Here is a 23,289-nt window from a genome sequence, read left to right on the forward strand (position 1 = left end):
TAAAACGCCCGGGGACTCCCGGGCGTTCTCTTATACCAATATTTTTTCGTCGTTCTTTTTCTTCTCTTCATAAACCGTCAAACTGCCATCAGTCTTTCTGAACTGACGTTTCTTCAATATGCCCCATAACTGGAGGGCGATGAACAGCGAGGAATAAATGCCGCTGATCAGACCAATCAGCAAAGCGAGTGAGAAGTTGAAGATTGCACTGCTGCCGAAAATGATCAGGAATAATACGACAATGACAACTGTGAATACAGTATTGACCGAGCGGGTCAGTGTCTGCTTCAGGGAACGGTTGATGATTGCATCAATTTCTTTTTCATTATTGATGACTTTATATTTACGCAAGTTCTCCCTCACCCTGTCGAATGTCACGATGGTATCGTTGATCGAATAACCAACGATCGTCAGGACCGCTGCAATGAATGTAATGTCCACTTCAATCCTGAAGATGGAGAAGATGGCGATCATGATGAATGCATCATGGATGAGTGCCAGCACACTCGGCAGCGCCATGCGCCATTCGAAGCGGATCGAGGCATAGATGATGATGCCTATTGAAGCGATGGCCAATGCGATCATTGCATTCTTCGCCAACTCCTGCCCGACTATTGGGCTGACCGTACTGACCGCTGGCTCGTACCCGTATAATTCATCGAATGTATTCTGCATCGTGGTGACTTCTTCCTGATCCAGGTTTTTGGTATAGCGGACAACCACCATATCTTCACCAGAAGTGGTGATGCTGTCAGGGGCGAGGCCGATATCTTCAAGCTCTGTCTCCACCTCTTCTACAGTAGCCTCTTCCGACGTTTGGATATCCGCCCGTGTGCCGCTTGTGAAGTCTATACCCAAATTCAATTTGAAGATGGACAGGATGAGAAGGCCGGCGAGTATGGTCACTAGACTGAATGTAAAGAACTTCTTCGCATGGCCGACAAAATCAAACTTGTCCCAAGGTGTCGTCAGATGTTCGATATCCTTGCCTTCGTTCAAGCTGAAGCGGTCCGCTTCCTTGACCCCGAACCATGTCAGGCGCTTGTTGAAGAAATTCGATTTGACGAGCAGTGACAACAGTATGCGCGTCAGGAAGACGGCGGTGATGAAACTCATCAGTATCGATAGAAGCAACATGGTCGCAAACCCTTTGACGCTGCTCGTACCGAATATGAAGAGCACTATGCCGGCGACCAATGTAGTGATGTTGGCATCTATAATCGTCCAAAGCGACGCCTGGGATGCCTTCTTATAGGCTTGTTTGATGTTACGGCCGATCCGCAGTTCATCCTTCATGCGTTCATACATGATGATGTTCGCATCGACTGCCATCCCGACCCCAAGGATCAGGGCGGCGATACCCGGTAGGGTGAGCACCCCACCGATTATATTGAAGCCGAGCACCGTAAGATAGATATAGACCGTCAACGTGACAGCGGCGATGATCCCAGGGAGCCTGTAGAACGCAATCATATAGAGGAAGACAATCAGCGCCCCGATCAGTCCCGCCGTTACGGTCTCGTCGAGTGCCTGTTCACCGAACTGGGCACCTACCGAAGTCGAATAGATTTCCTTCAGGTCAACAGGCAACGAGCCTGCATTGAGCAGTGCCGCAATATTCTGGGCACGCTCCAATCCCTCCTGGCCGGAGAATCCACCCGAAATCATAACGTCGGATGTGTTCAAGGCCTGCTCCACACTTGGTGCAGAGATGAATTTGGGGTCTTCTTTTGTTACTTCTTCTTTAAAGCTATCCTCACCCTCTTCAAAATCCATCCAGATTACCATCAGATTCTCACCTGGAGGGCGATTCGAGATCTCTTCAGTGATGTCCCTGAATTTTTCGGGGTCTTTCAGCTGAAGCGAGACCATCGGTTGGTTCATTTCATCAAAGCTTTGACTGGCGCCGCCCTGTACAAGATCCGAACCATCAAGGAGGACTTCATCATCGACGTTTCTGATCGTCAGTTCAGCCTGTGTACTGAGCAGTTCACGGGCCTCCGTCTGATCTTCCACACCCGCCAGCTGTACGCGGATCCTGTTGCCGTCTTCAACCTGGATATTCGGTTCAGAGACACCAAGTACGTTGACGCGCGAATCGAGCGTCTGTGCGGTGCTGCTCATTGCAGCTTCATCGATCTCGTCTCCTTCATGCAGTGGTTCAACTTGATAGAGCACCTCGAAACCACCCTGAAGATCCAGGCCGAGATTGACATTTTTGCCCAGATCTTTAGCAGTCAGCCCCACTGTCGTCAATAATATTATTGCAAGGATAATTGCAGATATTATCCTGTTTTTCTTAGTTTTCAATAGGACACACCTCGATTATTTTATGAATCATCAATATTTCAATTATAACGCTTGGGAGCTTAAATTAAAAATTAAAATTAAAAAAAGCTGGCTCACCGAGCCAGCTTATCATACTACTTGACAATTTCCTTAAGTGCAACACGTTCAAATTTAAGGATGGCACCATTTACATCATCGGTGCGGATGTACATATGTTTTTGATCGAATGACTCAACCGTTCCGTGGATGCCTCCGATAGTGATGATATCATCACCTTTTTGCATATTTGCCTGCATATCTTGCACTGCTTTTTGTTTCTTCTGTGCCGGACGGATCATCAGGAAATACATTACCAGAATTAATACCAGGAACGGCAGAATGGCCATGAAAAACTCCATTTAAAAATCTTCTCCTCTTTAGAAATTTTTTGGATTTTCAACATTCAATCCATATGATTCGAAAAATGCTTCTTTAAAGTCCATTAATTGATCATTTAAAATCGCAGTTCGAACATCTTCCATCAATTTTAGCAGAAAATAAAGGTTATGGTAAGTCGTAAGCCTTAATCCTAGAATTTCATTTGCTTTGAATAGATGTCTGAGGTACGCCTTTGAATAGTTCCGGCATGTATAACAGTCGCAGCCGGGGTCAAGCGGCGTGAAATCCCGCTCGAACTTCTTGTTTTTGACGACAACCCTGCCTCTTGAAGTCATGGTTGTGCCATTGCGTGCAATACGGGTCGGCAGGACGCAGTCGAACATGTCGATGCCCCTGATTACACCTTCTATCAGGGCATCTGGAGAGCCGACGCCCATCAGATACCTGGGCTTGTCTTCCGGCAGCAGTGGCACAGTCTCCTCAAGCACACGATACATAATGGGTTTTGGCTCCCCAACGGACAATCCACCGATGGAATATCCGGGGAAATCCATGCTGACCAGATCTTTGGCACTTTGTTCACGCAAGTTTTTGTATTCCCCGCCTTGCACAATGCCGAATAGCGCCTGGTTGCGGTCATGGCCACCTTTATTGTGATGCTCAAGACACCTCTCAGCCCATCTGCTTGTGCGCTCGATGGAATCTTTTACATATCGTTCCTCGGCTGGGAAAGGCGGACATTCATCAAATGCCATCATGATATCCGATCCGAGGTCATGCTGGATGTCCATTGCCTTCTCCGGACTCAGGAACAGCTTGGAGCCATCCAGATGGCTCCTGAAGTGGACACCTTCTTCTTCGATTTTGCGTCTGTCGCTCAGGCTGAATACCTGGAATCCACCGGAGTCGGTCAATATCGGCTTATCCCAGTTCATGAATTTATGGAGACCGCCTGCTTCTTTAATGATGTCGCTCCCCGGTCTCAGCCATAGATGATAAGTATTGCTCAAAATGATCTGACTGCCGATATCCGCAAGCTCCTCCGGAGTCATTGATTTGACTGTCGCCAAGGTACCGACGGGCATGAATATCGGAGTGTCTATAGTACCGTGTGGTGTATGGAGTTTGCCTATACGGGCTCCGGTCTGTTTACATGTCTTAATATGTTCATATCTGATTGCCATCTAAGTTTCATCCTCATATATTATCATTGCATCGCCAAAACTGAAGAATCGGTATGATTCATTGATGGCATGTTGATATGCCGCCATGATCGTCTCTTTATCACTGAATGCACTCACCAGCATCATCAGCGAAGATTTAGGCAGATGGAAGTTTGTGATCAGGGCATCGATCGCCCGGTATTCAAATCCGGGATAGATGAAGATATCAGTGAATCCACTGGCTTCAGTGAACTTACCGTGATCCCTGACGATCGTCTCCAATGTCCTTGTGCTCGTCGTCCCTACACTGATGATCTTACCGCCTTTTGACTTGACCGTGTTCAACAGTTCCGCTGTAGGATGGTCCATGATATAGAACTCCGAGTGCATCTTATGGTCTTCAATCACATCTGTACTGACGGGACGGAATGTACCTAGACCGACATGCAATGTGATGTAGGCGATATGTACACCTTTAGCCTTGATTTTCTCAAGCAGCGCATCGGTGAAATGCAGCCCTGCAGTCGGCGCGGCTGCCGAGCCTGAATGTTTGGCATACACAGTCTGATAGCGCTCTTTATCCTCAAGCGTCTCCTTGATGTAAGGAGGCAGAGGCATCTCTCCAAGGGCATCCAGTACATTTTCAAGCACACCCTCATGTTTCAGTTCGACATGCTTGATACCTTCATCGAATGAGTCTGTACATACTGCCTTGAGCAGGCCGTCACCAAAGCTTACCACCGTACCTGGGCTGATCTTTTTAGCTGGCTTCACCAGCACTTCATATCCCCCTGCGACCGGCTTCAGCAGAAGCATTTCTATTTTTGCGCCGGTCTCTTCTTTGATGCCGTATAATCTTGCCGGCAGTACTTTCGTATCATTTAAAACGAGTACATCTCCCGGGTTGAAGAAGTCGATAACATCTTCAAACGTCTTATCGGAGACCGTGCCTGATTTCTTCTCCAATGCCAATAGTCTGCTTGAAGCCCGGTCCTTCAGAGGGGTCTGGGCAATCAGATCATGTGGCAGGTTGAAATCAAATTCTTCGAGTTTCAAACTTATTCCCCATTTCTCGATGTATCTGGCTGTGTGTCATCTTTGAAGTATTCGTAGCTTTTTGCGGTGGCCCGGCGGCCGCGCTGAGTGCGCTCTAGGAAGCCTTGCTGAATCAGATAAGGCTCATAGACGTCAAGGAGCGTCACCACTTCCTCACCAATGGAGACCGCTACCGTCTCCAACCCCACCGGTCCGCCACCATAAGTATGTATGATTGTGTTCATAATTTTATGGTCGACCGGGTCGAGGCCGCTCGGATCCACCTCAAGCACTTTAAGGGCATGATCAGTCGTTTCCAAAGTGATGGATGGCTCTTCCTTGACTATGGAAAAGTCCCGTACGCGGCGCAGCAGCCGATTAGCTATACGCGGCGTGCCCCTTGAACGTCTGGCCAATTCCACCGTGCTGTCGGGGTCGATGGATACTTCAAATATTTCCGCTGTGCGGTTTACGATCGTCATCAGGCTATCGACATCATAATATTCGAGTCGCAGCTGTACCCCGAAACGGTCCCGAAGTGGCGCCGAAAGACTGCCAAAACGGGTTGTGGCCCCTACCAGAGTGAAGGGTGGCAGATCGATGCGGATGCTTCTCGCTTCCTCACCTTTACCGATGACGACATCAAGGAAGAAATCCTCCATTGCCGAGTAGAGTATTTCCTCCACTGCACGCGGCAGACGGTGAATTTCATCGATGAACAGCACATCGCCTGTTTCAAGGCTCGACAGGATGGCAGCCAAGTCCCCTGCACGTTCCACTGCAGGACCTGAGGTTGTACGTATATTTACACCCATCTCATTTGCGATTATATTGGAAAGCGTCGTCTTGCCGAGCCCCGGCGGCCCATGCAGTATTACATGGTCGAGGGCCTCTCCCCTGATCTTTGCCGCCTCGATGAAGACTTTGAGGTTATCCTTCAACGTCTTCTGCCCGATATACTGGCTTAAAAATTCAGGGCGCAGTGACATTTCCACCTGCTCTTCCTGATTCTGCCTATCTTCATCTAAAATACGATCGTCCATAGTAACACCCCATTATTGAACTAAGTACTTCAAACCTCGCTTAACGGCCTGATCGACTGAATCGAAATGTTCCTGATTCAGGTTCTTTTCAATCCGCTTGAGTTCCCGCTTACTGTAGCCCAACGCTTCAAGCGCAAGCATGGCTTCCTGGATATGGTGGTTGTTGCCACCTTTTTCGGGTGTAGGCGATACTATGCTTACATGTCCGAGCTTGCCTTTTAGATCCAGTATGATCTGGCTTGCCGTCTTCTTTCCGACCCCCGGAAATTTCTGCATATATTTCTCATCTTCGGCTTCCACCGCTTCAATGATCTCTTCCGGACTCGAAGCAGCAAGTATCGCCAGTGCACTTTTCGGACCGATGCCGGTCACTTGAAGCAGAGATTGGAAGAGGACCTTTTCGTCCATTGTCACAAACCCGTATAGCGTGTGGCTGTCATCCCGCACAATCAGTTCGGTATGGACCGTCACATCTTCCCCATCCCTGTTCTCAAAACGGAAAGGGTTCGGCACCATGATCAAGTAGCCGATCCCACCAGTCTCTACTGTAATATTCTGTGGCGCAACTTCTTTTAACGTGCCTTTTATATACTGATACATCAAATCACCATCATTCTACGAATTCGAATTCACCGCGGAGGATCCTTACTGTATCGCCCGTCTGGATGCCTTTCTCACGCAGGGCATCGTCGATGCCCATGGTGCGCATCTGCCTTGCGAACCTTCTTACGGCTGCATCGCGGTTGAAATCGGTCATTTTGAAAATGCGCTCGATGGAATCGCCTGATACGACATAGGCGCCATCATCATCACGTGTAATCTCAAATGCATCAGGATCTTTTTCATGCCGGTAGACGACACGGTGATCTGTCTCTTCGATGACTTCTTCGACCGTGGAAGCTTTCTCAAGCATGTCCGCAACGCGGTAGAGCATATTGTCCAGATTTTCACGGGTGGCAGCCGAAATCCGATATATCTCCTTATCTTCCCCCACTGCTTCCGCAAACTTCTCAAAGATGCCCTCGTCTTCCACAAGGTCAGTTTTATTGAGCACGATGATTTCAGGCCGTTTGAGCAGGCTTTCATTATATAGGCCCATCTCTTTACGGATTGTTTCATAATCCTCTACTGCATCCCGTCCTTCAACCTCACTGATATCTATGACATGAACGATGACTTTAGTCCGCTCGACATGCCTTAGGAACTGATGGCCAAGCCCAGTGCCTTCCGAGGCACCTTCAATGAGTCCAGGCAGATCAGCCATGACAAATGATCTGCCGTCCCCCGTCTCCACGACGCCCAAGTTCGGCTTGATGGTTGTGAAAGGATAATCCCCTATTTTAGGTTTCGCTTTGGTGACGGCACTGAGTATGGTCGATTTTCCGACACTCGGGAAACCAACGAGGCCGACGTCGGCCAGTAGTTTTAACTCAAGCACTACATCAAATTCCTGGCCAGGTTCCCCATTCTCGGCAAAGTCCGGTGCCTGGTTCCTTGACGTGGCGAAGCGGGAATTTCCGCGGCCACCCCGTCCGCCTTTGGCGACGACGGCCCTTTGCCCGTGTTGGGTCAGATCAGCTAATGTTTCTCCGTCTTTTTTCTTCTTGACTACTGTACCTGGTGGCACCTTCAGTACCATAGGCTCACTGTTTTTCCCGTGGGCATTCGCACTCATTCCGTTACCGCCGCGCTTCGCTTTAAAGTGGCGCTGATACCGGAAGTCCATCAATGTCCTGAGTCCTTCATCGACCTCAAATATGATGTCCGCACCATCGCCGCCGTCGCCGCCTGAAGGTCCGCCCATCGGAATATATTTCTCACGTCTATACGCGACGAGGCCATTTCCGCCATCGCCGGCTTTTATGAATATACCAACCTGATCTATAAACATAGTCTCACCCCTATCCTTAAAATATTATATCATATCGTACACCACTCATTTAATGAAAAAGGACACCAGCTCTGCTGATGTCCACTCGTTCATTATTTCGCTTCGGTATAAACAGAAACGCGCTTTTTATCGCGACCAAAACGCTCGTATTTTACAACGCCGTCGATCTTAGCGAATAGAGTATCATCTCCGCCGCGTCCAACGTTCTCACCTGGGTGGATTTTAGTTCCACGCTGGCGGAAAAGTATGGAGCCGCCTGTTACATGCTGGCCATCTTGTCTTTTGGCACCAAGGCGTTTGGATTGGGAGTCACGTCCGTTCCTCGTTGAACCTACACCTTTTTTGGATGCGAAGAATTGCAGATTGAGTTTAAGCATTGCTTTCACCTCACTTGAATAATAATTTGATGTTTTCACCGTATTCTTCTTCTATTGTTTTAAGTGATATGATCATGCTTTCCAATAGAGTCTGGAGTTTTTCATCATCTGGGTCTGTCACTTCAAAATTGAAGGAGCCGGATTCTTCCTCCATATCGATTGAGGGATTCGCATCCGTCATATTGAGTATGGCGTTTACAGAACCGAAGACAACTGCCGAAGCACCTGCACAGACGATGTCACTACCATACTCACCGAACATGGCATGGCCTTCCATATTGAAGGAAGTGACCTGTCCATCATCATTTATATGGAATTCTACATTAATCATTAGAAGTCTATCTTATCAACTGTCAGTTTTGTATATGGCTGACGGTGACCTTGTTTACGCTTATAATTCTTTCTGCGCTTGAATTTCACGACGTCGATTTTTTTACCGCGGCCGTGCTTTTCAACTTTTGCAGCTACAGTAGCGCCTTCTACAGTAGGGGCACCAACTTTAACTGAATCTCCACCTACAAAGAGTACTTTGTCAAAAGTGAATGTGGCACCTGCTTCTGCGTCAATCTTCTCGACGTAGATAGTTTGGCCCGCTTCAACTTTAATTTGTTTACCACCTGTTTCGATAATTGCAAACATACTTACACCTCCTAATATAAAATAAGACACGCCATCTGCAGGTGGATAGTGATCGCTTGAACCTGCAACTGAGCGGTTGATGTCTACATTATCACCAACTTCTGCATTATACCAGCAGCAGATGGTGCTGTCAATCCTGCTTGAGGAGTTCTTTCCTGACTCTGGAGACTTTGCGTGCCACGACAAAAACAATCAAGAAGAGCAGCGCATTGATGAGCACACTCGGCACCGCTCGTAGGGCCGCATAATCAAACATTGGCATATCGATTATGCCAAGTATGGAAAAAATCGCATATATATATGCATCGTAAAAGAAGATGAGCAGCAGTACGACAAATGCCATGGCGACAAAATCTCTATGGAAGACCCGGAAGGCGGTGTGCATAAATACGACGAACGCCACCATCCCGAAGGTGTGTATACCATAGAGGGACCCTATGTAGATGTCGAGCATTGCTCCGAATACGACCGCCAAAAATATTCCCATCCTCGATCCTGCATAGATCGACAGCAGCAATATGAAGATAAGCAAGGTGCGGGGTACAAAATAGACCGTCACTCCACTGATAGATGCTGGACTGAATTCCGCAAAGGTAAAGTCGATATACATGAATAGGAAGGCACAGAGGAAAATCATAAGTGTTCTCATATTATTCCTCCATTGACTCCGGATTTCTTTTGATGACATGTACCAGATCGATGTCATCCATATTACTGTTCAACTGTACGTAAGCATTTTGACTCAACCCATACTCATCGTTTTCGACCTCAACTATTTTGCCGATGAGCAGACCTTCCGGCAGGCTTCCCACCAGACCGCTCGTGAAGACTTCATCGCCTCGTTCGAGTCCGCTGCGGTTTTTAATGTTCTCAACTACAAGTAGGTTGCGTTCATCATCAAACCTGCGAATATTACCATATGCCGTATCGTCTTCATGGGTCACTTGAACTGAGAGGTTATTGCCGGCTGATGATGTCGTCAGCATCTCTACATAGCTTGAGCTACCGTTGGCTCTGACCACAGTCCCCACCAAGCCTTTTGTGGTCATCACCGCCATGCCTTCCTTTATGCCGTCGGATTCCCCTTTATCGATGGTAAAGTTATCCATCCACTGGTCAGGTGACCTCGATATCACACGGGCATCCACACTTTCGTAGGAGCGTCTGGAACTGACCTCCAGAGTTTCCCTCAACTCCTCATTCTCCGCTTCAAGGCCTTCCAGGTCTGCCTGCATCTGCGGCAGCATCTCAAGCTGTGCATGTAATTCCTCGTTTTCTTCAACAGCATTGAAACTGGCGGAGATCTTATTGATGATGTTGCCTATGAATCCGACCGGCGCGTCTATGACGACTTGCGAACCTGCTGTCAGATCGCCGGTGAACTGCTCCGCTTTAGTGACGGAATTCCTATCCGTCATTGAGAAACCTATTAAAAGTATTAATACAATGATGCCAAAAAGTATGATCAGCATACGATTACGGTTGAAAAGCCTGTTCACGATCGAGCGCCTCCATTGATTGATGATATCTGTTAAAAGAATACCACAATAGAGCATTGCTGATAAAGGATATGTAAATAAAAAGGAGAGGCCCTAGGGCCTCTCCATAACAGATAAGATAATAATATATATGATATCTAGAACAGTAAGTATACATGTTCTATCAAAGGCTTTTTAGATGACAGCATCATCAATAGCCTGTTATGTCATTTTCATTACAATTATTATGTTACATGTTTAATTGTTCGCTTTCAAGGGGATAATGTAGATTATTTAATGTAAAATGTCATTTTTCCATAAATTTTGAATCGCTCTGAAGCGCTCAATCACTTCCCGCAGCTCGGCGTCATCTACAGCTAGGGATATGCGGATGTAGTATTTTCCGCGCGAGCCGAATGGAATTCCTGGAGTGACAAGGATGGAGCATTCATGGAGCAGGTAAGCCTTAAACGTCTCACCGTCAAACCCTTCCGGCACATGGATCCAGCCGAATATCCCCCCTTTAATCGGATTGATTGGAATACCCATATCCAATAACGCTCCTGTAACCAGACGGCTCCTTGTGGAGAAGGTATCCTTCTGTACGGGCAGAATATCTTCAGCATGTTGGAGTGCCGCAATAGATGCCTCCTGCACCACACCCCACATACCCGTTTGTGTATGGTCCTGATAAGTGTTGATTGCCCTAATCATTTCTTTGTTTCCTACAGCGAAACCTGAACGGAATCCAGACATGTTGAATCCTTTCGACAGAGAATAAATTTCAATGGCACAGTCGAGGCTGCCTTCACTCTGGAGTATACTGGGATGTTTCCCATCAAATGAAAATGGTGCATAGGCAAAATCGTGTACTACGCAGGTGCCTGTTCCTTTAAACTGCGCTATCGTACGATCGAAAAATGCTCGGTCCGCAACTGCACCGAGCGGATTCGACGGATAATTCAAATATAACAGCCGCGCATTGGCCTTCTCTTGGTCATCTAACGCATCGTAATCCGGCAAATATTCGTTTTCTGCAAGAAGCGGTAGATCATAGATCACCCCTTTCGCCAATTCAACACCGGCTGCATAATCTGGATAGCCTGGATTAGGCAGATAGACCCCTTCCCCCGGCTCGATGAACATCATCGGAAACTGCACTAGGGCACTCTTGGTGCCGTACAGCAGTGCGATATTGTCCTCATCCAACTCCACATCGTACTCATGCTTGTAGAAATCGATGATCGCATCCTTAAATGACTGTTTCCCCCTGAATTGTCCGTACCGTTGATTTTCTGGTTGGTAAAGGGCTTCTGCCGCTCGCTTCAGAATGGGTTCTGGTGTCTCGGCATCCGGTATGCCGACTGCGAGGTTGATCAGTGGGAGGGGACCGGATGGTACCTCTCCAGCCATAGCCGTCTTAAAATAGCTGTCGGGAATACTTGAGAGTAGTTTGTTCATCTTCATTCTCCTTCTGGTTTATCGAATCCTTTGAACTGCTCGTCTATCGTCTGTTTAAAGTGTTCCGACTCAACTGCATTGATGAGGTCCTCTGCCATTTTGCTGTCTTTATCTGAAGCATTTACGACAATCTGATTCCTGTAATTCTCATTCATATCTTCAAGCTGGAGCGCATCGGCCAGATCCATTCCGCTTGCTAGCGCAAAGTTCCCCGGCACGAGCGATAATCCGATCTGATCGACACTTCTAGGCAGCTGCCCTGAATCCTGGTAGACGAATTCCAGATTTTTATTGTTCTTTAATATATCCTTCTCTTCTATCGCAAGTAGATTTGCGTCTTCTGCAACTTCAATCAGACCAGCATCCATAAGCGTCTGGAATCCCCTTGAAGAATTGACGGGATCCAGAGGCAACGCCACTTCACTGCCGTTTTCTATTTCATCCAATGAATCATACTCGCTGGAATAGAGTCCCATAGGTGCAGTCGGCACTTGGATGAGATTATGGAAATCCGTACCGTTCTCCTTATTGAAGTCAGCCATGAACGATTTGTTCTGATAAAGATTCGCATCCAGATCTCCATTATTTAAAGCATTATTCGGTTGGATGTAGTCGGTGTACTCAACAATCTCCACCGTGTAGCCCTGTTCTTCCAAGGCCGGTTTCAATGCAAAGTTCACCATATCACTGTAGGGGCCGGTGGAAGCGCCGATGGTGATCACTTCCCCCTCCCCTTCGTAGAGCAGTGCGCTGCTTCCTATAATGACTGCAAGTGTTGAAGCAAGGAATATCAATATCCCACGCATATCAGTTCCTCTCCTCTCTTTGGCTCAAATAGTCCCCGATTATCTGGATGAGTTGGACAATTATAATCAGAATGACGACAGTCGCAATCATCGTCACGGTGTCATAGCGGTAATATCCGTATCGTATCGCAAGATCTCCGATTCCACCCCCGCCGACGACCCCTGCTGTGGCACTGAAGGCGACAATGGTGATGATCGTCAGCGTAATCGCCTGGGTGATGCCCCGCTTCGCTTCCGGGACCAACACATCCGTAATGATCAGCCAGAGTGATGCGCCTCCGGCAATGCTTGCTTCAATCACGCCTTTATCCACTCCATTGAAGCTTGTCTCCACCAGTCTGGCAAATAGCGGGATGGCCGCCAAGGAAAGGGCCACGCTCGCAAATACCGGCCCGTGGGAGCTGTTTGTCAGCCAAGTCGCAATCGGCATGATCGCTACAATCAATATGATGAAAGGGAACGACCGGATCACGTTCGTCAACGCCCCTAAAAACTGGTTCAGTGGTTTTATCCTATAGAGCAACGGATTCGCAGTCACATACAGCAATATACCGAGCGGGAGTCCAAGCAGCACCGCAAAGAATATGGATATCGAGACCATCAGGGTCGTTTCGAGCAATGCCCGGTATAACAGCGGTGTAATTTCAATCAATCTTTCCATATATCTCAGCCCTCTCTATTCCTTTTGAGTCGTCGATGAATTGCTTCAGTCTGGCGATTTCTTCCTGTCTGCCTTTAATGTGGAGCATCAGAAATCCAAGGGGCATATCCTGGATGTATTCGATGCGCCCGTTCAAGATGCTTATATCGCAATCAAAGTGGCGGTAGAGCTGATTGACATAATTCGCTTCTGCATGTTCATTCAAGAATTTGATGGTGATCACTTCAGATTCACTATTCAGTTCAATATGCGGCGGGATGGTGAAATCGTATATATCCTGAACAAACCCCTTCGTCACCTTATGCTCCGGGTGGCTGAAGACTGCGTAGACATCATCCATCTCCACGATTTCCCCTGCCGTCATCACACCTACTCGGTCAGCAACCTCTTTTATGACCTCCATCTCATGGGTGATCAATACAATGGTGATCCCGAACTCCTTATTGATCTTCTTAAGCAGTTTCAAAATTGTTTTTGTCGTATCAGGATCGAGTGCGCTCGTCGCTTCGTCACATAAAAGCACTTCAGGCTCATTGGCCAGCGCCCGCGCAATGCCGACACGCTGCTTCTGTCCCCCACTCAAATTTTTGGGGTAGCTGTCCATCTTGTCGCTCAAGCCCACAAGCGACAATAACTCTTCAATGCGCGACGGCACTTTCTTCTTATCATAACTGCTCGCCTTCAACACAAATTCTATGTTCTGGTATACAGTTTTAGTTTCAATCAGATTGAACTGCTGGAAGATCATCCCGATCTTCTGCCGTTTTGCACGCAAGTCTCGCTCTGCCAACTTGCCCAAATCCGTACCATTAACATTGATGTTGCCGGTAGTCGGCTGTTCCAACAAATTGATCAGGCGCAACAGAGTACTTTTCCCTGCGCCACTAAAGCCAATCAGACCGAAGATCTCACCCTCACGAATGGAGAGCGTCGTCTTTTTCAGAGCTTCTATCCTTTTTCCTTTAACGAAATATTCTTTAGAGACATCGGTAATTTCAATAGCCACGCCACCACATCCTTTTTATATTAAAAACAAAAAGCCATCTGCTAAATGCAAATGGCTTAAAGATATCTATCTGCCAAGCATCCGCTTGTAGGATTTAGCACAGTACCATAATAGCCTGTTGCTGAAGCTTCAAAGGGCCCAATCCCTCCACTTCTCTGGATAAATGTATTTAATTGAGTGAATATCACTTTACTCGAGATTATTAGAATTGTCAATATATTAATAATACTTGAATTATAATTTAAAAATTTATAGAAATCATGATATTGATAATCTCAAACCAAGAAGACTTCTAAACAGGGTGATGTCATCACCCTGTTTTACTCACAAATATGATATCTAGATTCTAAATAACATATAGAATCTATCAAAGGATTATGGAACTACCATTATTTAAGAAATATTGCGTAGCATCATCTGAATAACATCCTTATTATGTAAAACTTAACTCCCCATCATACTATTCGATCCTTAGTTAAAATTACCAATTTGATGTGTAGTAAAGAGTGAATCGATTATAATCTATAAATTTAGCGTGATAAAAATCAGATGCAGCTTGATTAATGTGGTTATGATAAATCTTGTCATATTCGTATGAACCGAAAAATGGCCCCTTATGAATAGGGAGCAAAACCTCAGCTTTTTCGGGATTGTATCTAATCTCATTTAGTAAAACATATAACTTACTAGCAACTTTTAATTCAATTTTTACTTTCCCACAGTTGTCTAAGGAAAAATTATCTACAAAATAGCCTTGAAGAGCGTTAAATTTCCTATAATAACTATATTCTATAAATTCTTTTGTTTCATTATCTTCAAGATATAAATACATATCCAAACCCATTTTTCCATCCCCTTCTACCTATTTAATGACATTCATCTCTTTCAAGCTAATATATTTTCCAGACCCAATGATTATATGGTCTAAAAAGTCGACGCCGATCATTTCCCCACACTCATACAAACGTTTTGTAACCTCGATATCTTCTCTCGAAGGCGAAGGGTCACCACTAGGATGATTATGTACACATATTATCGCGGCAGCGCTCCTCTTTATTGCTTCTTTATATACCTCCCTAGGATGTACTATCGAAGTGTTCAAAGACCCTTTAAACATAGTTTCTTGGTGAATAATCATATTTTTGGTTGATAAATACAAAACTACAAAGTGCTCTTGTTGATAATACCTCATTTTTTCCATAAGCAGTTTACTAACATCATCTGGGCTTTTTATGTAAAGATCTTCCTCTAATGAATGTGTATGCATTCTTATTGCTAGTTCAATAACTGCTAATATTGTTATTGCTTTTGCTTCCCCAATACCTTTAATGCTGATTAACTCCTGATAGGTAAGTTCACGCAGTTCACGAACAGATTTCATATCCTTTATGATTTTGTTTGCAATTCCAATACTAGACTCCTCTTTGTGGCCGGTATTGATGATTATCCCAAGCAATTCTTGGTTGGTAAGCTTGTCAGGTCCATAAATCATCAGTCGTTCTCTTGGTTTATCCGAAAAGTGCATCTCTTTAATTAACATTCTTATAGGAAGCCTCCAAAATATATAGAATTCAAATCATCATATAACAAAAATGAAAGTATAATAGCCGTAGTAATAAATGGAACCAGAGGGATCTTAACGGGTAACTTTGTTTTATAGAAATGCAGTATTATTACAAATAACCCTCCAATCAAATAGGTAAGAAGTAAGCTATAAATAAAGAAGTTGACAGGGGTAATCAAAGTGATTACTGTAAACAATTTTATATCGCCATATCCTATTGATTCTGAAAATAAATAAAAGAATAGATGCAAAATTAAAATTATACAAATGTCCTGAAATGGTTCTAAATAATAAAGATCTGTTAAAAATAGTCCAGCAACTAAAAATATAAGATTCATGTGATTTGGTATTTTTAAATTTTTTCTATCATAGATTGAAAGCGGCAACAAAATTGTAATCATCAAATAATATAATGTGAGGTCTTTGAGAGAAAGATTAAAATAAATGGGCAGTAAATAAAGAAGTATTACTAAAATTTCACAGACTATAAAACTGTTATCGATTTTCCCTTTACAATAGGAACATTTTCCCTTAAGCAAAATAAAACTCATTACCGGAATTAGCTCATAAGGCTTTAAGCTCTGAAAACATAAATCACATCTACTTCTACGATATAAAATCGAAATGTTATCGGATGCAGTTACAGCATATATAAATGATGCGCAGATACCTCCAAGAATAATTATAAAAAACATAGCATCACCTCTTCCTGACACTATATTAGCTTCATAATCATTTTTAGTAAAAATGCAATAATCATATATAACGGTTTGAAAGTCACTAAAAAGGTGATTTTGGATTAATAATCATGTAGTTTTTATTTATTATGTCAGTTTTACATTTGTTTCTTCACATTATAATTTTTTCTTAAAACCTCTAGTTCATTATTTCTCCCATATAACTAAACCTCCCCCGACACTCATACCGCTTCTCATACCCCTTCATATTCTTGCTGAATTGATACCTGCATTTTTTGTATTCATATAGATGACGGCATCTTTGAATTGATGGGTGCGAATCTGAGATGAGCCCAAACGGTTCAGTGTTTCTATAAATTCCGAATTGGATTTTTTATATGATTATTCTTAATAAATAGTGCATAATGCACACATACTCATGTTAGAGGACATCCCAAATGATCGTTCAGTACTTTGTCCAATGAAATTATGCGAGATGATTATTTCCATTTTGACACTTTAAATACAACCTTTTTTAATTTCTTAACAGCCTCTTCTACTGTTCCTAATCTCAGTTTCGCAAACCCTATTATCAATGCTCTCTTATCCTGACCTTCTTCAATCCCTTTAATACTGAATCTTCTCAAAGTATAAAGTTCTATATTTTTACAGGTAGCCTGTCTTTCTATCTCCTCATAAGTCTTATCTGTTTTAAATTCTGCGTAAAAGTGTAAGCCGGCTGGTATATCATGAATTACTATACTGTTTCCGAACTCTTCCTTTAATGTTGTAATTAGTTTCTCCCTCACCTTCTCGTAATGTAAATTCATCTTTTTTACATATTTAGAATAGTCGCCGTTATTTATAAAATGGTTTAGAGTATACAGATTGAATATACTACTGCCTTGAATCCAATTCGAGTACATTTCTCTATATTTTCTCAGTAAGTCAGGAGGGAGCACTATATAACTTATTCTCAGTCCCGAAAAAAGTGTTTTTGAAAATGTTCCGGCATAAATTACTTTGTCGTGTCTGTCCAAACTCTGAAGAGCAGGTATATGATCTGTCCCATATTTGAATTCACTATCGTAATCATCTTCTATAATGTATCTTTCATTTGATTCAGAAGCCCAGTTCAATAATTCAATTCTGCGGGATATAGACATGATCTTTCCTGTGGGGAATTGATGTGAAGGCGTGATGAATAGAATATTGGAATCTGATTCTTTTATTTTATTTATATTAATACCGGAATCATCCAACTCTATTGGGTTAACTTTCAAGTTTAAAGCTTTGAATAAATCATACATTCTTCGGTAACCCGGGTTCTCCATTCCTACTGTTTTTGTGGTATTATCCATTGTCAGTATTTGTTTGATGAGTGACTGAGTACCTGAACCAATGACGATTTGTTCCGGTTTGCATTTTACCCCCCTATTTACTGAGATAAGTCTGGAAATTGTCTCCCTGATTTCATATGGTCCCTGGGGATGGCTTATTTGTGAAATTTCTTCCTTATAATTTTTAAAGACATGTTTTTCAGCATTAAGCCATTTGTCATGCGGAAAATATTCTAAATCAGTAGCCATATGAGAGAGAGATATTTCAAAGCGTCGAGGGGCACCTTCTTCCTTTAGATCTTCTGGAAACTCGGACTCTTCCATATCATCATTATATTGTGCAATATCCTCAACATAATAGCCGCTTCTCTCAATCGCATGAATATATCCTTCTGCCAGAAGTTGTTCGTAGGCATTGGTTACTGAATTCACACTGACATTCAATTCTTTTGAAAGATTTCTTTTCGTTGGAAGCTTCTCACCCGGCAACATTTTGCGATTCAAAATTAAATTTTTAAAATTGATATATATCTGCTGATACTTATAAAATTTTTTCTCATTTTCACCTATATTCAATAGCATGTTTATTCCACACTCCTTTTGGTACCATATAAATTAGAAAATTGGTACTTTTCATTATATCAGCTATGGTGCATATTGGGATAAGATTGAGCATCATATATTAGGAGGCTATTTAATATGACTAAAGTTACTACTGATGATAAAACATTAGATATTCAGAAAAAAAGAGAAAAATACGTTCCTAAAGGAGTTAGCAATGGCAATTTAAATGTTGCTGATTATGCTTCAGGCGCTACCGTCACTGATGTATCAGGTAAAAAGTGGATAGATTTTGCAGGCGCAATAGGCGTGCTTAATGTTGGACACACTAATCCAAAGGTTACACAGGCTGTGAAGGATCAAGCTGACAAATTTCTCCACCCTGGTTTCAACGTTATGTTGTACGAAGGCTATATAGAATTGGCGAAAAAATTAACAGAAATTACGCCGGGAGATTTCAATAAAAAGACGATTTTATTTAACTCTGGTGCAGAAGCAATTGAAAATGCAATAAAAATCTCCAGAAAATATACTGGTAGACAAGCCGTAGTGTCTTTCAAACGTGGATATCATGGTCGCACAAACCTAACAATGGGCATGACTAGTAAGGTTAAGCCTTATAAGTTTGGATTTGGACCTTTTTCTCCAGAGATATATCAAGCACCATTTCCTTATTTGTATAAAAAACCAAATCATCTTTCAGAAGAAGACTATGTGAATCAAATAATCAACGACTTCAAATCTTTTTTTATTGAAACAGTTGCTCCTGAAACAGTCGCTTGCATTGTCATGGAACCCGTTCAAGGAGAAGGCGGATTCATTATTCCTCCCATCAAATTTGTGAAAGCGGTTTCTGATTTCTGTAAAGAACATGATATTATTTTTGTGGCTGATGAGATACAAACAGGATTTGGTAGGACAGGCAAAATGTTTGCGATGGAACATTTTGATGTTACACCAGATCTTATGACGGTTTCTAAATCATTGGCAGCTGGGCTACCGCTAAGCGGTGTAGTTGGTAAAAGTGAAATTATGGATTCATCTAATCCTGGGGAATTAGGCGGTACATTTGCAGGTAACCCGCTGGCATGTGCTGCTGCTTTGGCTGTTATAGAAATCATGGAAGAAGAACAGCTCTCTAGTCAAGCTGAAAAACAGGGAGTAATTATTGAAAATAAATTGACTCACTTGAGAAAAGAACATGATTTTGTTGGAGATATTCGGAGACTTGGTGCCATGGTTGCTGTAGAAATCGTCCAAGACCGTGAGTTGAAATCTCCTGATAAAAATAAAACTGCAGCCATAACAAAATACGCAAATGATAATGGCCTGCTCCTCCTGTCGGCAGGTATTAACGGCAATGTCATCCGCTTCCTCGCGCCTCTAGTAGCAAGTGACGAGGAAATTGAAAAAGGACTAAATATACTTGAAGACGCTTTTAATTCAGTTAAGGAGAGCGAATAAATGATTGATACTAAAAAAATCATAATAAAGAATCCAGCTACTGGAGAAATAATACAAGAAGTAGATGTAGACTCGAGAACAAATATAGAAAAGGCAATTTCTTCAGGCCATTCTGCATTTAAGACTTGGAAGAATACAGATGCTCACAGAAGATCAGAATTAATGAAAAATTGGTCTACAATTATTCAGGATAATAAACAGGAACTCGCCAAATTGATGACGCTAGAAAGTGGAAAACCAATAAACGAATCCAAAGGCGAAGTGGATTATGCAACGAGTTATATCGATTGGTATGCAGAAGAAGCGAAACGCGTTTACGGGCGTACCATTCCTGCAAATTCAGATTCAAAAAAAATCATAGTATCTAAGGAAGCTGTGGGTATGGTAGCTGCTATTACTCCTTGGAATTTTCCTGCAGCTATGATGACCCGGAAGGCGGCTCCTGCCCTTGCAGCTGGGTGTACTTTTATAGTGAAACCTGCTGAAGAGACTCCATTGACTACGCTTAAGCTTATTGAATATGCGCATGAAGCTGGAATTCCTGAAAATGTCATTCAATGCGTGAATGGGCCCGGCAAAGAAATTGGCAATACCTTTACTCAAAGTGATCTAATCAGGAAAATTACATTTACTGGTTCTACTCCAGTAGGTAAACAACTTATAAAAGACAGTGCAGATTCTGTTAAGCACGTTTCGATGGAGCTTGGCGGACATGCTCCGATGATTATTGCTAAAGATGCAGACATTGACCTTGCAGTAGAACAGACCATTGCTTCAAAATTTCGAAATGCAGGGCAAACGTGTATTTGTGTCAATAGAGTACTCGTCGACGAAAGTATAGTTGAAGAGTTTTCAAGTAAGTTGAAATTAGAAGTCGAAAAGCTCAACGTTGGTAATGGACTCGATGAAAATATTCAAGTAGGACCTGTCATCAATAAAAAAGGATTTGATAAGATTCTTTCTCAAATCGAAGATGCTGTAAATAAAGGGGCAGAAATCTTATCTGGGAACAAAACGATTTCAGATGACCAAGATGGTTATTATTTTGTTCATCCTACTATTCTAAAAAATGTTGCAAAGAATGCCGATATTATGCAGGAAGAAACATTTGGTCCCGTTATCCCCATCACGACTTTTTCTAGTATAGATGAGGCATTAGAAATAGCTAACAGTACACCATTCGGTCTTGCAGCATACTTCTTCACCAATGATTATAGAATTGGAAACTATATTCATGGTAACCTTGAATTTGGGATTATAGGCTGGAATGATGGAGCGCCTTCTGCAGCTCACGCCCCATTCGGTGGTATGAAAGAAAGCGGTTTGGGCAGAGAAGGTGGAATCGAAGGAATTGAACCTTATCTTGAAACCAAGTACCTTTCCATCGGTAACTTGAAATAAGTAAATGTTATTATTTCGTTAAAAGGGGTATTAAATGGACAAAAAATTTATTAAATCTTTTTCAATGGTAGATGTATTATTTATGGCTACTGGCGCGATGCTTGGATGGGGATGGGTCGTGCTCTCTGGCGACTGGGTCAGTAGTGCAGGATTTCTTGGAACCGCTTTAGCTTTTATTATCGGGGGTATACTAGTTACTTTCATTGGTTTAACTTATGCAGAGTTAGCTGCCGCGATTCCTGAAACAGGAGGTGGCATGGTATTTGTGCTAAGAGCCTTCAAACAAAAAAGTTTAGGTTATCTAGCAGCGTGGAGTGTGCTGTTTGGATATGTATCTGTGATTACTTTTGAAGCTGTTGCACTTCCCACTGTAATTGACTATGTTATCCCTGTCAGTCATGTAGGGTACCTCTGGAACTTAGGTGGATTTGATATCTTCTTTACATGGGTATTAATCGGTTCGGTAGGCTCCATTCTACTAACCTCGCTTAACTATTTCGGTGTAAAACCTGCCAAATTAGTGCAGAACGTGCTCACAGCAGGCGTGGTCTCTGTGGGATTGGTATTAGTATTTGGGGGAATCACGTTAGGAGATAGTTCAAACCTTCAACCGCTGTTTGGAGAAGGCGTGGGTGGCGTTATGACCGTCTTGATTATGATTCCTTTCCTATTCGTCGGCTTTGATGTAATACCTCAAATTGCAGCAGAAGTGAAGTCACCTCCTAAATTAATAGGAAGAATTTTAATTGGATCTATTATTGTTTCAATAATATTCTACGTGTTGGTGGCGTTTGGGGTTTCAATGGGGCTCTCGGTCGGACAGTTAGAGCTTTCAAGTTTAGCTACAGCTGATTCCATGGGTGCACTTTTCGGCAGTCAAGCAATGGCAAATATTATAGTAATAGCAGGGGTGGCTGGAATAGTTACAAGTTGGAATGCTTTTATCATAGGGGGGAGCCGTATACTCTATGCCATGGCAATCCGAAAAATGATACCTGAGTGGTTCGCTTATATCCACCCGAAATACAATACACCTACCCACGCAATTATATTTCTGGGTGTTTTAGGAGTAGTCGCTCCTCTACTTGGGCACTCCGCTCTAAACTGGTTCGTAAATGCTGGAGGTATAGGAATAGTTCTAGGGTATTTAATTGTAGCATTCTCATTCCTGAAGCTTAGAAGAGCTGAGCCTTCCCTAGAAAGACCTTTCAAGATTAAATATTGGAAAACAACAGGGATTATGGCTATAATACTCAGCATCCTATTTATTGGCTTCTACATGCCTTTCTCCCCTTCTGCTCTTGTTTGGCCAATGGAGTGGTTGATTGTCGGAGGCTGGTATCTGATTGGGTTTATCTTTTATATATTTGGCAGTGAAAAAGATGTGAATGCTGATTATGAAAGAAGCTTCTTAAGTCGTGACCCAAATAGCCAGTTAAGTAAAAATTAATAATTATGCTTCATTCCGTGTCCCCAAATCTGCACCTCAGGTATTGGGGACTTTTTAATTTCTGAAAATGATTTAGTCATGACAGTAACTTAAGCTTTAATATTCTACTCTAACATGCTCTTGAATATTAATGATTTTTATATCTTTCTAAACCTAAGTAACTAAACCTTCCCCGACACTTCCGGCACACATACCGCTTCTCATACCCCTTCATATTTTTGCTGAATTGATACTTGCATTTTCTGCATTCATATAGATGACGTCGCCCTTTGAATTGATGCGTACGTGTCTGAGATACGCCTAAACGGTTCAGTGTGTCTACAAATTCTGGATCGGAGTCTTTATATGGCTCGCCTTTAATAAATAACGCATAATGCACATACTCGTGATAAAGGACATCCAAAATAATCTGTTCAGTATTGTGGGCAATGAAGTTATGCGACATGATTATTTCCATATCGATTTTCTGGCGATTGCCCTGTATGTATTTGATGCGGAACGCTCCGAATTTCGATATCATGCGCTTTGAGATTCGGATGGGAATATTGAGTTCTATGTTGAATTTATCCATTAAAATTCATGTGCATAATATTTAAGTTCTTCTT

24 protein-coding genes, 1 riboswitch and 1 other annotated feature are annotated in these 23,289 nt (G+C 43.0%); of the genes, 3 read left to right on the forward strand and 21 right to left on the reverse strand.

Features of this window, described 5'->3' with window-relative positions; translation table 11 throughout:
- Nucleotides 1-30: 30 nt before the first annotated feature.
- The 20 genes from secDF to gabR all read right to left on the reverse strand — a co-directional run bounded on the left by secDF (nucleotide 31) and on the right by gabR (nucleotide 18,390).
- Nucleotides 31-2,310 carry a protein translocase subunit SecDF gene (gene secDF, locus ABD734_RS02195; protein ID WP_344700980.1) on the reverse strand — a complete coding sequence of 760 codons (2,280 nt, stop codon included), beginning with the start codon at nucleotides 2,308-2,310 and terminating at the stop codon, nucleotides 31-33.
- A 113-nt stretch (nucleotides 2,311-2,423) separates the two neighbouring features.
- Nucleotides 2,424-2,687, reverse strand: a complete 264-nt coding sequence (gene yajC, locus ABD734_RS02200) for a preprotein translocase subunit YajC (protein WP_344700981.1) — start codon at nucleotides 2,685-2,687, stop codon at nucleotides 2,424-2,426.
- A gap of 18 nt (nucleotides 2,688-2,705) precedes the next feature.
- A complete protein-coding gene (gene tgt / locus ABD734_RS02205) occupies nucleotides 2,706-3,851 on the reverse strand; it encodes a tRNA guanosine(34) transglycosylase Tgt (RefSeq protein WP_344700982.1) in 1,146 nt (381 codons plus the stop codon).
- A complete protein-coding gene (gene queA / locus ABD734_RS02210) occupies nucleotides 3,852-4,886 on the reverse strand; it encodes a tRNA preQ1(34) S-adenosylmethionine ribosyltransferase-isomerase QueA (protein ID WP_344700983.1) in 1,035 nt (344 codons plus the stop codon).
- 2 nt (nucleotides 4,887-4,888) lie between these two features.
- Nucleotides 4,889-5,908 (reverse strand): Holliday junction branch migration DNA helicase RuvB, encoded by a 1,020-nt coding sequence (ruvB, locus tag ABD734_RS02215; protein ID WP_344700984.1) that lies wholly within the window; start codon nucleotides 5,906-5,908, stop codon nucleotides 4,889-4,891.
- A 12-nt stretch (nucleotides 5,909-5,920) separates the two neighbouring features.
- Nucleotides 5,921-6,508, reverse strand: coding sequence for a Holliday junction branch migration protein RuvA (gene ruvA, locus ABD734_RS02220; protein ID WP_344700985.1), 588 nt, complete (start codon nucleotides 6,506-6,508; stop codon nucleotides 5,921-5,923).
- A 10-nt stretch (nucleotides 6,509-6,518) separates the two neighbouring features.
- Nucleotides 6,519-7,799: a GTPase ObgE gene (gene obgE, locus ABD734_RS02225; RefSeq protein ID WP_344700986.1), complete on the reverse strand. Its 1,281-nt coding sequence runs from the start codon at nucleotides 7,797-7,799 to the stop codon at nucleotides 6,519-6,521.
- Between the two features lie 92 nt (nucleotides 7,800-7,891).
- Complete coding sequence (gene rpmA / locus ABD734_RS02230) at nucleotides 7,892-8,176, reverse strand: 50S ribosomal protein L27 (RefSeq protein ID WP_344700987.1); 285 nt, start codon at nucleotides 8,174-8,176, stop codon at nucleotides 7,892-7,894.
- 10 nt (nucleotides 8,177-8,186) lie between these two features.
- Complete coding sequence (locus ABD734_RS02235; protein WP_344700988.1) at nucleotides 8,187-8,507, reverse strand: ribosomal-processing cysteine protease Prp; 321 nt, start codon at nucleotides 8,505-8,507, stop codon at nucleotides 8,187-8,189.
- Entirely contained in the window at nucleotides 8,507-8,815 is a 309-nt protein-coding gene (rplU, locus tag ABD734_RS02240) for a 50S ribosomal protein L21 (RefSeq protein WP_344700989.1), read from the reverse strand. Before rplU ends, ABD734_RS02235 begins: the two co-directional genes overlap by 1 nt.
- Before the next feature lie 14 nt (nucleotides 8,816-8,829).
- Nucleotides 8,830-8,903: a sequence feature (ribosomal protein L21 leader region), on the reverse strand.
- A 42-nt stretch (nucleotides 8,904-8,945) separates the two neighbouring features.
- On the reverse strand, nucleotides 8,946-9,464 hold the full coding sequence (gene mreD / locus ABD734_RS02245; RefSeq protein WP_344700990.1) for a rod shape-determining protein MreD: 519 nt from the start codon (nucleotides 9,462-9,464) through the stop codon (nucleotides 8,946-8,948).
- Nucleotide 9,465: 1 nt separating this feature from the next.
- Nucleotides 9,466-10,314, reverse strand: coding sequence for a rod shape-determining protein MreC (gene mreC, locus ABD734_RS02250; protein ID WP_344700991.1), 849 nt, complete (start codon nucleotides 10,312-10,314; stop codon nucleotides 9,466-9,468).
- 273 nt (nucleotides 10,315-10,587) lie between these two features.
- Entirely contained in the window at nucleotides 10,588-11,760 is a 1,173-nt protein-coding gene (locus tag ABD734_RS02255; protein ID WP_344700992.1) for an aminotransferase class I/II-fold pyridoxal phosphate-dependent enzyme, read from the reverse strand.
- On the reverse strand, nucleotides 11,757-12,560 hold the full coding sequence (locus tag ABD734_RS02260; protein WP_344700993.1) for a MetQ/NlpA family ABC transporter substrate-binding protein: 804 nt from the start codon (nucleotides 12,558-12,560) through the stop codon (nucleotides 11,757-11,759). Before ABD734_RS02260 ends, ABD734_RS02255 begins: the two co-directional genes overlap by 4 nt.
- A 1-nt stretch (nucleotide 12,561) precedes the next feature.
- Nucleotides 12,562-13,221, reverse strand: coding sequence for a methionine ABC transporter permease (locus ABD734_RS02265; RefSeq protein WP_344700994.1), 660 nt, complete (start codon nucleotides 13,219-13,221; stop codon nucleotides 12,562-12,564).
- On the reverse strand, nucleotides 13,205-14,227 hold the full coding sequence (locus tag ABD734_RS02270) for a methionine ABC transporter ATP-binding protein (RefSeq protein ID WP_344700995.1): 1,023 nt from the start codon (nucleotides 14,225-14,227) through the stop codon (nucleotides 13,205-13,207). Before ABD734_RS02270 ends, ABD734_RS02265 begins: the two co-directional genes overlap by 17 nt.
- A gap of 63 nt (nucleotides 14,228-14,290) precedes the next feature.
- Nucleotides 14,291-14,393: riboswitch (SAM riboswitch) on the reverse strand.
- A 315-nt stretch (nucleotides 14,394-14,708) separates the two neighbouring features.
- Entirely contained in the window at nucleotides 14,709-15,071 is a 363-nt protein-coding gene (locus ABD734_RS02275; RefSeq protein WP_344700996.1) for a hypothetical protein, read from the reverse strand.
- Nucleotides 15,072-15,089: 18 nt separating this feature from the next.
- Nucleotides 15,090-15,767: a RadC family protein gene (gene radC / locus ABD734_RS02280; protein ID WP_344700997.1), complete on the reverse strand. Its 678-nt coding sequence runs from the start codon at nucleotides 15,765-15,767 to the stop codon at nucleotides 15,090-15,092.
- Between the two features lie 2 nt (nucleotides 15,768-15,769).
- Nucleotides 15,770-16,486: a prepilin peptidase gene (locus ABD734_RS02285; protein WP_344700998.1), complete on the reverse strand. Its 717-nt coding sequence runs from the start codon at nucleotides 16,484-16,486 to the stop codon at nucleotides 15,770-15,772.
- 482 nt (nucleotides 16,487-16,968) lie between these two features.
- Nucleotides 16,969-18,390, reverse strand: a complete 1,422-nt coding sequence (gene gabR, locus ABD734_RS02290) for a MocR-like transcriptional regulator GabR (RefSeq protein WP_344700999.1) — start codon at nucleotides 18,388-18,390, stop codon at nucleotides 16,969-16,971.
- A 117-nt stretch (nucleotides 18,391-18,507) separates the two neighbouring features.
- On the opposite strand from gabR, the gene gabT reads away from it, so the two are divergent.
- Genes gabT through ABD734_RS02305 form a run of 3 tightly spaced genes read left to right on the forward strand, consistent with a single transcriptional unit; the run spans nucleotide 18,508 to nucleotide 22,684 of the window.
- Nucleotides 18,508-19,833, forward strand: a complete 1,326-nt coding sequence (gene gabT, locus ABD734_RS02295; protein ID WP_344701000.1) for a 4-aminobutyrate--2-oxoglutarate transaminase — start codon at nucleotides 18,508-18,510, stop codon at nucleotides 19,831-19,833.
- Nucleotides 19,834-21,234 (forward strand): NAD-dependent succinate-semialdehyde dehydrogenase, encoded by a 1,401-nt coding sequence (locus tag ABD734_RS02300; RefSeq protein WP_344701001.1) that lies wholly within the window; start codon nucleotides 19,834-19,836, stop codon nucleotides 21,232-21,234. It abuts the gene before it with no gap.
- Nucleotides 21,235-21,268: 34 nt separating this feature from the next.
- A complete protein-coding gene (locus ABD734_RS02305; RefSeq protein ID WP_344701002.1) occupies nucleotides 21,269-22,684 on the forward strand; it encodes an APC family permease in 1,416 nt (471 codons plus the stop codon).
- Nucleotides 22,685-22,811: 127 nt separating this feature from the next.
- On the opposite strand, the gene ABD734_RS02310 is transcribed toward ABD734_RS02305, so the two are convergent.
- Nucleotides 22,812-23,255: a SprT-like domain-containing protein gene (locus ABD734_RS02310; RefSeq protein ID WP_344701003.1), complete on the reverse strand. Its 444-nt coding sequence runs from the start codon at nucleotides 23,253-23,255 to the stop codon at nucleotides 22,812-22,814.
- Between the last annotated feature and the right edge of the window lie 34 nt (nucleotides 23,256-23,289).

Origin of the sequence: Salinicoccus jeotgali, from assembly GCF_039538805.1 — a bacterium.
GTDB classification, from domain to species: Bacteria; Bacillota; Bacilli; order Staphylococcales; family Salinicoccaceae; genus Salinicoccus; species Salinicoccus jeotgali.